This window comes from Pantoea sp. Ae19-2, assembly GCF_059801205.1.
Genome location: NZ_JBCHWE010000001.1, coordinates 172,932 through 185,788, shown reverse-complemented (window position 1 = coordinate 185,788; position 12,857 = coordinate 172,932). Strand labels below are relative to the sequence as shown.

The following is a 12,857-nucleotide window of genomic DNA, read 5'->3' as shown; positions in this document are numbered from 1 at the left end:
AAGCGACCGGGCCGTTTGCGCGAACATCAACCGCGTTCGGTATTCTGTCTCAGTTGTAACAGCTTCGTATTAATAATGGCGATGTTGACCTCACAGGGCATGCCATCATCCAGATAGACGGTTTCGTTGATCTCCAGCGCCGCCTCATTCGCATTAAAATTCAATAGTCTGAGCTGCTCACCATCGGTAACATTGATGGCATTCAGTTGCTGATCGCGACGCTGAATTTTCTTGCCGGTGATCTGTTCAATGTACGAATATTTTGAGATCTCCAGTCGTCCAAACTCCATGCTGCTAAACAGGCTGACAGGCAGGTGGATATATTCCAGCGCAACGGGGATGTCATCAAAACACATCAGACGAACAATTTTGTAAATCTGGTCACTGTTCTTGATGCGTAAAGCCTGCGCCATATCCGGCCCGGGCACTTTAATGATGCTGGCAGTCAGCACCTTTCTGACCGCTTTATGCCCTTTTTTGTGTGCCTGATAATCAAACGGGGAAAGCGCATGAAACCGGCCTGAGTGATTACTCTTGCCGATGGACCCCACGAACAGCCCGGAGCCTTTCACCCGATAAATACGCTGTTGCTCAATAAGAATGCGGGTGGCTTCCCGCACCGTCGCCCGGGTAATACCAATGTTCTTAGCAATCGCGATTTCCGTGTCCAACTTATCGCCCGGCAGCAGTCCATCCTGCATGATCTTTGTCAGGATATAGTCTACTACCTCTTTTTGCTTCTCTGTAATGCCATCGAACATCAGCATATTCCCGAATAGTGTGCCCGTGCCTGCGGTGCCCTGCAGCAAACCCCGCAGGCCCGGTTTTCGTCACGACGTGCCCGTGAGCAAAGATCCAGATGTGATCCAGCTAACGATTTTGCACTCAAACCCCACGCGCCCCGCCAGAAATGATTCTTGCATATTGTATCTGTACAGGTCGAGGTGCATCATCAAGATGACTAGACAGCTTAAACATGTCTATACGTACAAGCCGGTTTTTGCAACAGCAATTTGTCAGAACTGACGAGTGCGACTTAAATTAATATCTTGTTTTAGAGTAAGTTAACGTCATATTCGTTTACCCCTCAGCCGTGAGTGGTTTTGTCAGATGAAATAAAAAAGGCAAAGCCGCAGGGATAAACAGAGAAAGATGACTGTACAGCTTGATGAATTCTGGAAGCCAGCTGGCTGACTTTTTTGCCTAACCTTTTATCCAGGACATTGTATGCCGAATCTGACCCAATGGCTGAATGCTGAAAAAATTCAATATATTGAGCGCGTATCCGACTGGAAAGCCGCGATTCAGGTCGCGGGCGATCCTCTTCTTAATGAGGGGGCGATTTCACAGTATTACATTGACACCATCATCCGCCTCAAACAGGAAACCGGTCCCTACTTCGTTATTGCGCCGCGCATTGCCATGCCGCATGCCCGCCCTGAGCAGGGTGCCAAAAAGCTGGGATTATCCGTAGTCAAGCTGGCTAACCCGGTCACCTTTGATGCAGGAGAGAATGATCCTGTCGATATCCTTTTTATGTTCTCCGCCCCTGACAGCAACAGCCACATTGAGATGATCTCCCAGCTGGCTGAGGTGCTTACCGATGACGACGTGATGGAGCGCGTTTATCAGGCACAAAGCCAACACGCACTCTGTGCCCTGTTGTTAGCAGACAGCATATCCCGTTAACTCGTTAAAATTAAAAGAGGTTTTTATGAAAATTATGGCAGTTTGTGGTTCAGGCCTGGGAAGCAGCTTCATGATGGAAATGAACATCAAAAAAGTGCTTAAAGCGATGGATATGACGGCAGACGTTGAACACGCCGATCTCGGTTCGGTCACGCCAGACGTGGCAGATGTGTTCGTGATGGCAAAAGACATCGCCTACAGCGCTAACCTGCCACCGGAAAAAGTCATCATTATCAATAACATTATCGACCTGAAGGAAGTTGAGCAGAAAATTCGCGACTACTTCAATAAATAACCCTGTCACCCACTTAAAAAAGAACACTTACCGCTGAGGTTATTATGTTTATACAAAACCTTTTACTGGTAGTTGTCGACGTGCTGAAAGTCCCCTCTATTCTGGTCGGGCTGGTCGCCATGTTCGGTCTGATAGCGCAACGTAAACCGCTGCCGGATGTGATAAAGGGTACGGTAAAAACCATCCTGGGTTTTTTAGTACTGGCAGGCGGTGCCACTGTGTTAGTGGGATCGCTGACGCCGCTGGGGGATATTTTCAAACACGCGTTCAACGTCCAGGGCATTATTCCCAATAACGAGGCGATGGTTTCCATCGCCCTGGCGAAGTATGGTGCGCCCACGACGCTGATTATGGCCTTCGGCATGGTGGCCAATATTACCGTCGCCCGCTTTACGCGTCTGAAATATATCTACCTCTCTGGTCATGTCACTTTTTATATGGCCTGCATGATCGCGATTATTCTCTCGGTGGCGGGTTTCGAGGGCGTGCAGCTTATCTATACCGGCTCGCTGACGCTGGGCATGTTAATGGCCTTTTTCCCGGCACTGGCGCAGCCCTACATGCGTAAAATCATTGGGCACGATCAGGTCGCGCTGGCGCACACCGGTACGGTTGGCTATGTCCTGTCGGGCTGGATAGGTTCTTTGGTGGGCAAAGGTTCTAAATCCACCGAAGAGATGAACATGCCAAAAAACCTGAGTTTTTTGCGTGACAGCACCATCTCTATTTCCCTGACGATGATGGTCATCTATTTTATTTTGTCCATTTCGGCAGGCAGAGAATACGTGGAGAGTCAGTTCAGCCACGGGCAAAACTATCTGGTGTACTCCTTTGTGCAGGCCATTACCTTCGCTGCCGGTGTTTTTATTATCCTCCAGGGCGTGCGTTTGATTCTGGCCGAAATTGTGCCGGCGTTTACCGGGTTTTCAGAGAAGTTGGTGCCAAGCGCGCGTCCGGCACTCGACTGCCCGATTGTATTCCCCTATGCGCCTAACGCCGTTCTGGTCGGTTTTATTTCCAGCTTTATCGGCGGCCTGGTCGGGCTGTTTATTCTGGGACAGCTGCACTGGATATTAATTCTGCCTGGCGTGGTACCGCACTTTTTCTGCGGCGCAACCGCAGGCGTTTTTGGTAATGCTACCGGCGGGAAACGCGGGGCCATGTTAGGTGCCTTTGCCCACGGTATTCTGATTACCTTCCTCCCGGTCGCCTTATTGCCTGTCCTGGGCGCCATCGGTCTGACGAATACCACCTTCTCAGACACCGACTTCGGCGTCACGGGGATTCTGTTGGGGAATATGGCCAGATTCCTTGATAAAGGGACCATTACCATGGTGATCACTGGAATTTTTGCCCTGCTGGTTATCTATAACTATGTCGCCCGTAGCAAAACGGTCGTCAAAGAGGCCAATAACGATTGACAGGCATCAGGGGCTGACTCCAGCCCCTTTTTTCAACAACGTGCTAAAGCAGAAAAACGCCAGCCGTGGCGGCGTGACGTTCAAGATGAAAGGCAGACGACCAGGCGGCGCAGGCCGTCTGAAAAGCACTATTTCAGCGAACCGACAAGGGCTTTACGGTCATTCTCAAGCGTAATCACCCGGTTACAAACCGCTTTGCCAAACTGCTGGAAATCGGCTTCCTGATTGTTCCACTCGCTCTGAATGGCGTTTTGCAGGCCGCCAAGATTGCCCATCAAGCCCTGCAAACCGCTACCGCCACCGTTGGACATCGCCTTGCTGCCCATCTCATTGATGCTGTCCTGCAGAATACCGCCCATCGCCTGATTAACCAGCTGTTGACCATCGGCACGCACCTGATCGATCGCCTGATGATGGAAGGTTAAACCATCGCTGCGATGCTCAATAATACGGTTCATCTGGGTTTTTAACTGCGTATTCAGCGTAGCCAGTCGGCTATGTAACCGGCTGGATTCGCCAACCTGCTGAGTAATGATGTTATCCAGCGCGGCACGCCCTTTCTCCAGACGGGATGTTGCTCCGTTATCGATCCAGGGAAGATCGCGGCGTAAGGCATTTTGATAATCAATCGCCTTCTGACGGTTAGCGGCGTTCAGGGCCATCTTCTGACCGTTGAACTGCACATCCCCCAGCGTCGATATCTGCAGATTGCCATTTGCGCCCACCACCTGCACGCTTTGTGGCGTAATCACAACATCATCCTGCGGTTTGACACTGCACTCCCAGGCGGCCTGGGCCTGCGTTGCCGCCAGTAAAAGGCCGGCGACCAGCGCGTTACGAATCATACAATCTCCCTGTCTGGGTGTGAAAGCGACATTGCTGGTAACTTAGTCCCACCAGACGTCAAAGAGTTCGGTAACTTTCACATCCTGCAGCTTGCGGTCTTCCAGCCACTTGCGCACGAGTTCACGATGCTCATCGGTGCATTTACCGGTTTGCTGCAGGCAAATCAGCCCTTCCCACGCCAGGTAACCGCTGCCATCGTAAGCCAGACCATTAGGATCGATCGCTTCGTTGATGAACTGGTTCAGGGTTTCGTCGATGTCACTTTCAGACGTGCCTTCAGGAAAACGCCAGGCCACGGAAAAGCCCAGTTCCTGGAATTCATCGATATGTAATTTTTTACGTAAACGGCGGCTGCGTTGTGTGGCCATTATTTCACCCTCTCAAACATTAAATCCCATACGCCATGGCCTAAACGCTGCCCGCGCTGCTCAAATTTTGTCAATGGACGCGTTTCAGGACGCGGCACATAGGTGCTGTCTTCAGACAGGTTACGATAACCTGCGATGCTGCTCATGACCTCAAGCATATGTTCTGCATAAGCTTCCCAGTCGGTTGCCATATGGAATACGCCACCCAGCTTGAGCTTACGCATCACCAACTCGGCGAAAGGCACCTGCACGATACGGCGTTTATTGTGACGGGCTTTGTGCCACGGATCGGGAAAGAACAGCTGAACCATGCGCAGTGAGTTATCAGGGATCATCTTTTCCAGCACTTCAACCGCATCATGGCACATCACGCGCAGATTGCTGACGTCGGCTTCTTTCGCCGAGGCCAGGCAGGCACCTACGCCTGGCGCGTGCACTTCAATTCCCAGGAAGTTTTGGTGGGGAGTGTTTTGCGCCATGGTCACCAGCGAGGCCCCCATGCCAAAGCCGATCTCCAGCGTTACCGGGGCTTCGCGGCCAAACAGCGCGGGCAAATCTACGGGATCAGGCTGATATTCAACACCCATCTCTGGCCAGTAGTTATCCAGCGCCAACTGCTGGCCTTTGGTTAAGCGGCCCTGGCGGCGCACAAAACTGCGAATCCGACGCAACGGGCGTCCATTCTCATCAAATTCCGGGGTGATGACATCATTAATCATGTTGAAGCCTGCTGGTTTGCCTGTTCTGGGAAACGGGCATTATGCAAAGTTCAAAAGCAGAAGCAAGCCTTTGCCACGTTCTGCTTTATTCCTGCGTGCCCTGAAGCGCAATTTCCTGCCTGAGTGTAGAGTAAACCGCAAAAATTTCCTTGTTATGATGCCAGCCTGCAGGCAAAGACGGCCAACGCTATCGGAAACTTATAAAGACATTGTCTGCCGCCGCTGCTGGCTCAGCTTGCGGTACTGCTGAGGAGACATGCCAACATACCTGGCAAACGTGCTGTAAAAACGGCTGCTGGAGCGGAAACCGGCCGTCAGCGCCACATCCAGAACGGTGATATCGGTATCGCTCAGGAGCGCCCTGACATGATTGATCCGCATGGCCGTGATGTACTGTTTTAGCGTCAGCTGCATCACGCGCTGAAAAATGCCCATCGCATAATTCGCATTGAGTTTAACGTGTTCGGCCACGTCATTGATGGTTAAAGCCTGATCGTAGTTATCTGCGATAAACTCCAGCATCTGGCTGACATAAAACTGAGCATGGCGCGAAACGCTGTTCTTGTGCGTGCGCGACGTTTTGTTCACCAGCACCGGCTGCCATCCCGACAAACTAAAGCGCTTAAGCATCAGACCAATTTCATCAACGGCAAGCTGGCGAATCTGTTCGTCGGGACTGTTCAGCTCCTGCTGCCAGCGCTGCACTTCAAACGCGCTGAGCTGCTGCTTCGCCACAGATTTAATCACCATGCCGTGGGTGACATGATTGATTAACTCCCTGTCGAGCGGCCAGGACAAAAACAGATGCATCGGCAGGTTCAGAATAGCCATGTTCTGGCAGCGTCCGGGACGGGTGAGTTGATGTGGCGTACAGGCCCAAAACAGGGTGATGTAACCCTGCTTGATCTGAACGACCTCGTTATTAATGAGGTACTCCACGTCACCGTCAAACGGCACATTCACCTCAACCTGACCGTGCCAGTGGCTGGTGGTCATGGCCAGCGGCGGACGCAGTTCGATATCCATGCGCTGATATTCAGAATAGAGCGACAGCGGGCTGCGGGTCTGCTTTTCATCGCTGCTGCACATATGCGGGTCGGGCGGAAGTGGTACGACAGGCTGCATAATCATCATTCCCTCTCCTGAATTATCAGAACCCTGCCATATCTGAACGGCTCAGGCCAGTCTCAGAGGCGAGAAATGCGCGGTCAGCATGGCGTTTTCGCCTGTTAGCACACCAGATACTCTTCTTTCCGTGCAAATTTGTCCCAAAAACTCAGATCTGCTCGCCGCCAGCATCAGATCTGAGTTTTCGGGAATGCTCGTTCCGTAAGGCGGAAGTTTCTCGATGAATGGCGTGACATTCTGGCGTTATCCAACCTTGCAATGGAGCGTCCTGATGTCTGCACCCAAAATTACCTTTATTGGCGCGGGTTCCACTATTTTCGTCAAAAATATCCTTGGCGATGTCTTTCACCGCGATGCGCTGAAATCCGCCCATATCGCGTTGATGGATATTGATGCGACCCGGCTTGAAGAGTCCTTTACCGTGGTCAGTAAGCTGATGAGTTCGGCTGGTGCGGCCGGAAGAATCACCTGCCACACCGACCAGAAAGCGGCATTAGCGGATGCCGATTTTGTCGTGGTCGCGTTTCAGATAGGCGGCTATGAACCCTGTACCCTCACTGATTTTGCGGTGTGTAAGCGTTACGGTCTTGAGCAGACAATCGCCGACACGCTTGGCCCGGGCGGCATCATGCGCGCGCTGCGCACCATCCCGCACCTCTGGCAGATTTGTGAAGACATGACGGCAGTATGTCCTGATGCCACCATGCTTAATTACGTTAACCCCATGGCGATGAACACCTGGGCGATGTACGCGCGTTATCCGCATATCAAACAGGTTGGCCTGTGCCATTCCGTTCAGGGAACGGCGGAAGAGCTGGCTTACGATCTCAATCTTAACCCGGCCGATTTACGTTACCGCTCTGCCGGCATCAACCACATGGCCTTTTACCTGGAGCTGGAGCGAAAAACTGCAGACGGGGCTTACGTGAATCTCTACCCGGAACTGCTTGCCGCTTTTGACGCCGGGCAGGTACCGAAACCCAACATGCATGGCAATACGCGCTGTCCCAACATTGTGCGCTATGAGATGTTCAAAAAACTGGGCTATTTCGTCACCGAGTCTTCAGAACATTTTGCAGAATATACGCCCTGGTTTATCAAGCCGGGACGAGAGGATCTGATTGCGCGCTACCAGATCCCGCTGGATGAGTATCCCAAACGCTGCGTCGAGCAGCTGGATAACTGGCGTACCGAGCTTGAACATTACAAGCGCGCTGAGCGTATTGAAAGCAAACCCTCGCGCGAATATGCCAGCGCCATTATGAATGCCATCTGGACAGGTGAACCGGCCGTGATTTACGGCAACGTGCGTAACGATGCATTAATCGACAACCTGCCGCAGGGATGCTGTGTTGAGGTCGCCTGCCTGGTGGACGCCAACGGGATTCAGCCTACGAAGGTGGGAACCCTGCCCTCACATCTGGCAGCCATGATGCAAACCAATATCAACGTGCAGACGCTGCTGACCGAAGCCATCCTGACCGAAAACCCTGAGCGGGTTTACCACGCGGCCATGCTGGATCCCCATACGGCGGCGGTGCTGGGCATCGAGGAGATTTATGCGCTGGTGGATGAGCTGATCGCCGAACACGGGGACTGGCTGCCCGCCTGGCTGCACAAATAATGCCTGTGTCTCCGGGCGTGCTGTCCGGCTGCGGCTCTATTCCTTAACAGAAGGCGGGCGCTGGCAACAGCGTCCCGGTACCCGATGAGCATTTCAATAACGACAAAACTCAGCTATGGATTCGGCGCATTTGGGAAAGATTTTGCTATTGGCATTGTTTATATGTACCTGATGTATTACTACACCGACGTGGTAGGTTTGTCGGTTGGCCTCGTCGGTACGCTGTTTTTAGTGGCCAGGATCTGGGACGCAATAAACGATCCGATCATGGGCTGGATCGTAAATGCCACGCGATCGCGCTGGGGGAAATTCAAACCCTGGATTTTTGCAGGCACGCTGGCAAACTCGCTGGTGCTGTTCCTGTTGTTTAGCGCCCATCTGTTTGAAGGCACCACGCAGGTTATTTATGTCTGTGTGACGTATATCTTGTGGGGCATGACCTACACCATTATGGATATTCCGTTCTGGTCGCTGGTGCCTACCATCACGCTGGACAAGCGCGAACGTGAACAGCTGGTTCCCTGGCCACGCTTTTTCGCCAGCCTTGCCGGGTTTGTTACCGCAGGCCTGGCCCTGCCCTTTGTCAGTTATGTTGGCGGCGACAATCGTGGCTTAGGCTTCCAGATGTTTACCCTGGTGTTAATCGCCTTTTTTATCGTCTCCATGTTAGTCACGCTGCGAAACGTGCATGAAGTCTATTCGTCCACCCGCGACGAAACCTCAGGCAGTGACCGCCTGGGGCTAAAAGCCATTGTTGCCCTCATTTACCGTAACGATCAGCTTTCCTGCCTGCTGGGAATGGCGCTGGCTTACAACATCGCGGCTAACATCATTACCGGCTTTGCCATTTACTATTTCACCTACGTCATCGGCGATGCCGGGCTGTTTCCCTACTACCTCTCTTATGCAGGCGCGGCAAACCTCGTCACGTTAATCCTGTTCCCGAAACTGGTAAACATCCTGTCGCGCCGCATTCTGTGGGCGGGCGCGTCCGCGCTGCCGATACTGAGCTGTGGCGTGCTGTTCGCTATGGCACTGGCAGGCTATCACTCAACGCTGCTGATTGTGGTGGCCGGCATCCTGTTAAACACCGGTACCGCGCTTTTCTGGGTGCTCCAGGTCATTATGGTGGCGGACACCGTTGATTACGGCGAATACAAGCTGTACGTGCGCTGCGAGAGCATCGCCTATTCAGTGCAGACGATGGTGGTGAAAGGCGGCTCCGCCTTTGCCGCTTTCTTTATCGCCGTGGTGCTGGGCATGATTGGCTATATGCCCAATATCGTACAGTCGCAGGAAACCCTTGTAGGCATGCAATTTATTATGATTGCGCTGCCGGCTGTGTTTTTTATGCTGACGCTACTGCTCTATTTCCGCTTCTATAAGCTGAACGGCGATATGCTGCGGAAAATCCAGATCCATCTGCTCGATAAATACCGTAAACCGCAAGAGCCAGAAACCCTCCCGCTCAGGATGCAAGACAAGATCAACGTCTGACCAGTAAAAGCCCTTTGCGGGCTTCTGTGAAAGATGTCGCGGGCCGGATTCACATCGTCTGGCCTGCTACTGTCTCCCGGCGGCTCCTGATATTGTCAGGCCCGGCACGACGCTGCCGCACGGGACAGACAGGCCGGTATGAAACAGGCCTTTTCAATCTTCCGGTTTACTCTCACTGGCGCTTATGCTGGAATTCCTGCCCGAATATCGCGTAATCACGGAAATATCCTTTTTATGATGCAAGCCCCGCAGTTCGCGCAACAGGTGCTGGACTGGTATCAGCGCTTTGGCCGCAAAACCCTGCCGTGGCAGCTGGAAAAAACACCCTACAAGGTGTGGCTGTCCGAAGTCATGTTGCAGCAAACTCAGGTTGCCACGGTTATCCCCTATTTTGAGCGCTTCATGGCGCGGTTTCCTGACGTCAGCGATCTGGCCGCCGCGCCCCTGGATGAGGTGCTGCATCTCTGGACCGGTCTGGGCTATTACGCCCGTGCGCGCAACCTGCATAAAGCGGCAAAACAGGTGGTGGACCTTCATGGCGGTGAGTTTCCCCGCCACTATGATGAGGTCGCCGCTTTACCCGGCGTTGGCCGATCCACCGCTGGCGCGATTTTATCTCTGTCGCTGGGTCTGCATTTCCCTATTCTCGATGGCAACGTTAAACGGGTTTTAGCGCGTTGCTACGCGGTAGGCGGCTGGCCGGGTAAGAAGGATGTGGAAAAGCGGCTCTGGCAAATCAGCGAAGAGGTCACGCCTGCTCAAGGCGTCAGCCAGTTTAACCAGGCGATGATGGATCTGGGTGCCATGGTGTGCACGCGATCCAGACCAAAATGCGACATCTGCCCGCTCAACAGCGGATGCGAAGCAAGGGCTAACAACAGCTGGGCCAGCTATCCGGGTAAAAAGCCGAAGCAGACGTTGCCGGAACGCAGCGGTTGGTTTTTGATGATGCAACATGGCGACAAGGTCTGGCTGGAGCAGCGTCCGCCGGTGGGCCTGTGGGGCGGTTTATTCTGCTTCCCGCAATTCACCACTGAAGAGGCGATGACCGACTGGCTGCATGCGCGCGGCATTCACGCCAAACCCCAGCAGCTTACGGCATTTCGTCATACCTTTAGCCATTTCCATCTGGATATTGTCCCAATGTGGCTGTCATGGCCTTCTGCCGGGGCATTAATGGATGAAGCTGGCGGTCTCTGGTATAACTTAACGCTGCCGCCGCCTGTGGGATTAGCCGCACCTGTAGAGCGTCTTTTGCACGAACTGCGCCATCCCCAGCAGTTGCCTTTAGGCAGCTGTGAGATTAACGAGGAAGAATAATGAGCCGCACTATTTTTTGTACTTTTTTACAACGTGATGCTGAAGGGCAAGATTTCCAACTCTACCCTGGCGATCTGGGAAAACGCATTTACAATGAAATCTCGAAAGAAGCCTGGCAGCAATGGATGGCTAAGCAGACGATGCTGATCAACGAGAAAAAACTCAACATGATGAACCCCGAAGATCGCAAAGTGCTGGAAAAGGAAATGATTAACTTCCTGTTCGAAGGCAAAGACGTTCATATTGAAGGCTATACGCCACCCGAAGCATAACTTTTTTTGGCCTCAGTACTGGGGCCGTTTTCCAGGTCAGGCATGTATTTTAGATGAATAAAAAGCTGATAGCCCTGCTGGTGATTGCACCCCTTTTAGTTTCCTGTTCCGGCAAAAAGAACCCGACCTATTCAGAAGAGTGGGTGAAGGACACCAACGGATTTGACATCCTGATGGGGCAGTTCGCCCATAACATTGAGAACATCTGGGGTATCAATGAGGTTCTGATTGCCGGACCGAAAGACTACGTCAAATACACCGACAACTATTACACCCGCAGCCATATCAACTTTGAAAGCGGTAACATCACGATTGAGACCATTTCCGGTACCGATCCCGCTGCCAGCCTGCGTCAGGCGATCGTGACCACCTTGCTGATCGGCGACGATCCGGGCAATGTCGATCTTTATTCTGATGTCAACGATATCCAAATCAGTAAAGAACCGCTGCTTTACGGACAGGTGCTGGACAACACCGGACAAGCTATCCGCTGGCAGGGCCGCGCTCAGGCCTTTGCGGACTATTTAATTGCGAATAAATTGCAGCGTCGCAATTCTGGTCTGCATGTAATCTACTCGGTTACCATCCCGATGGTGCCGAACCATCTTGATAAGCGTGCGCATAAATATCTGCCGATGGTGCGCAAGGCTGCTGAGCAATATGGTGTTGATGCGTCTCTGATCCTCGCGATTATGCAGACCGAATCCAGTTTTAACCCCTACGCCGTCAGCCATTCTGACGCACTGGGTTTAATGCAGGTGGTACAGCATACCGCGGGCGTCGATGTATTCCGTATGAAGGGTAAATGGGGCAAACCAAGCCGCAGCTACCTGCTGGATCCCGAGAACAACATTGATGCCGGTACGGCTTACCTGTCATTGCTGCAGCGCAGCTATCTGGCAGGCATTCAGGATCCGCTGTCGCGTCGCTACGCGGTCATTACCGCCTATAACGGCGGTGCAGGCAGCGTGCTGCGCGTGTTCTCCAGCGATAAGGATCGTGCGGTCAATATCATTAACGGCATGTCACCCAGTCAGGTTTATCAGACGCTGTCTAAGCAGCATCCGTCTGCGGAATCGCGGCGTTATTTGTATAAGGTGAGCTCGGCGCAGCGGAGCTACCATCGGTATTGATGGCGAAGGGTTTCCCCTGGCGGGGGATTGCTGGCGCAGAGAGGTTTTTGCGCGCAAGGCGCTGGGGTTCTGCCCTCTGGCTCTGAGAGGGTTCCGCCCGCCAGGCGATGGGGTTCTGTCCTCTGGCTCTGAGAGGGTTCCGCCCGCCAGGCGATGGGCAGTTTCAGCCTGCCCGTGCAGGCGGACGTGTTAAGGGGCTTACGCCAGCCCCTTAACAATCCCGGCGCCCGGCAGCCGTCGCTGTTCCTTCGTCACTCACTGCGGCCTGACGGGCCGGCCGGATGCGCCTTCCCTGGCGCAGCCGTCCTCTGCGCGGCATCCCTGCCGCTCCGCCCTGGCCTCCATTCTTTCCTCAGCGCTCCGGATGCCTCCTGAAAACCCACGCCTGTAAGATCGAATGTTTTCCCGGAAGACTGGCTTCGCCTGTTGTTAACATGTGCGATCAGAACTGAAGACTGGAAAGCCTGAAGAAACAGAAACAGATGAACCGTAATGAGCCAGAAGGCTTTTCCTGCATCTGAAGCGGCAACGCGGTTTGTTTTACT

Annotated in this window: 13 protein-coding genes; 8 read left to right on the top strand and 5 right to left on the bottom strand. The window is 53.1% G+C overall.

Translation table 11 applies throughout. The features are described 5' to 3' along the window. Positions 1-26: 26 nt before the first annotated feature. Complete coding sequence (locus tag AAIE03_RS00890; RefSeq protein ID WP_015699576.1) at positions 27-761, bottom strand: GntR family transcriptional regulator; 735 nt, start codon at positions 759-761, stop codon at positions 27-29. 466 nt (positions 762-1,227) lie between these two features. Here AAIE03_RS00890 and AAIE03_RS00885 point away from each other — a divergent pair, with 466 nt between their 5' ends. Genes AAIE03_RS00885 through ulaA form a run of 3 tightly spaced genes read left to right on the top strand, consistent with a single transcriptional unit; the run spans position 1,228 to position 3,405 of the window. Next, the gene (locus AAIE03_RS00885) at positions 1,228-1,689 is read left to right on the top strand and encodes a PTS sugar transporter subunit IIA (protein ID WP_042677521.1); all 462 of its coding nucleotides are present in this window, start codon (positions 1,228-1,230) and stop codon (positions 1,687-1,689) included. A 25-nt stretch (positions 1,690-1,714) separates the two neighbouring features. Continuing rightward, positions 1,715-1,984: a PTS sugar transporter subunit IIB gene (locus tag AAIE03_RS00880; RefSeq protein WP_013027097.1), complete on the top strand. Its 270-nt coding sequence runs from the start codon at positions 1,715-1,717 to the stop codon at positions 1,982-1,984. 44 nt (positions 1,985-2,028) lie between these two features. Then, positions 2,029-3,405, top strand: a complete 1,377-nt coding sequence (gene ulaA, locus AAIE03_RS00875) for a PTS ascorbate transporter subunit IIC (protein ID WP_013027099.1) — start codon at positions 2,029-2,031, stop codon at positions 3,403-3,405. A gap of 128 nt (positions 3,406-3,533) precedes the next feature. Here the strand turns inward: ulaA and AAIE03_RS00870 are convergent, their stop codons facing one another. The 4 genes from AAIE03_RS00870 to melR all read right to left on the bottom strand — a co-directional run bounded on the left by AAIE03_RS00870 (position 3,534) and on the right by melR (position 6,469). Next, positions 3,534-4,250 carry a YggN family protein gene (locus tag AAIE03_RS00870; RefSeq protein ID WP_014605108.1) on the bottom strand — a complete coding sequence of 239 codons (717 nt, stop codon included), beginning with the start codon at positions 4,248-4,250 and terminating at the stop codon, positions 3,534-3,536. A gap of 42 nt (positions 4,251-4,292) precedes the next feature. After that, a complete protein-coding gene (locus tag AAIE03_RS00865; RefSeq protein ID WP_013027101.1) occupies positions 4,293-4,619 on the bottom strand; it encodes a YggL family protein in 327 nt (108 codons plus the stop codon). After that, a complete protein-coding gene (gene trmB, locus AAIE03_RS00860) occupies positions 4,619-5,338 on the bottom strand; it encodes a tRNA (guanosine(46)-N7)-methyltransferase TrmB (protein WP_013027102.1) in 720 nt (239 codons plus the stop codon). The genes AAIE03_RS00865 and trmB overlap by 1 nt, the downstream gene beginning before the upstream one ends. A gap of 198 nt (positions 5,339-5,536) precedes the next feature. After that, complete coding sequence (melR, locus tag AAIE03_RS00855) at positions 5,537-6,469, bottom strand: transcriptional regulator MelR (RefSeq protein ID WP_029569116.1); 933 nt, start codon at positions 6,467-6,469, stop codon at positions 5,537-5,539. Between the two features lie 265 nt (positions 6,470-6,734). On the opposite strand from melR, the gene AAIE03_RS00850 reads away from it, so the two are divergent. From AAIE03_RS00850 to mltC, 5 genes are all read left to right on the top strand, one after another. Beyond that, entirely contained in the window at positions 6,735-8,090 is a 1,356-nt protein-coding gene (locus AAIE03_RS00850; protein ID WP_029570629.1) for an alpha-glucosidase/alpha-galactosidase, read from the top strand. Positions 8,091-8,174: 84 nt separating this feature from the next. Continuing rightward, on the top strand, positions 8,175-9,587 hold the full coding sequence (gene melB / locus AAIE03_RS00845) for a melibiose:sodium transporter MelB (protein WP_013027105.1): 1,413 nt from the start codon (positions 8,175-8,177) through the stop codon (positions 9,585-9,587). Positions 9,588-9,821: 234 nt separating this feature from the next. Further along, positions 9,822-10,907, top strand: coding sequence for an A/G-specific adenine glycosylase (gene mutY / locus AAIE03_RS00840; protein WP_019104771.1), 1,086 nt, complete (start codon positions 9,822-9,824; stop codon positions 10,905-10,907). Beyond that, positions 10,907-11,179: an oxidative damage protection protein gene (locus AAIE03_RS00835; RefSeq protein ID WP_013027107.1), complete on the top strand. Its 273-nt coding sequence runs from the start codon at positions 10,907-10,909 to the stop codon at positions 11,177-11,179. The genes mutY and AAIE03_RS00835 overlap by 1 nt, the downstream gene beginning before the upstream one ends. A gap of 53 nt (positions 11,180-11,232) precedes the next feature. Then, the gene (gene mltC, locus AAIE03_RS00830; RefSeq protein WP_028715771.1) at positions 11,233-12,312 is read left to right on the top strand and encodes a membrane-bound lytic murein transglycosylase MltC; all 1,080 of its coding nucleotides are present in this window, start codon (positions 11,233-11,235) and stop codon (positions 12,310-12,312) included. Positions 12,313-12,857 lie beyond the last annotated feature (545 nt).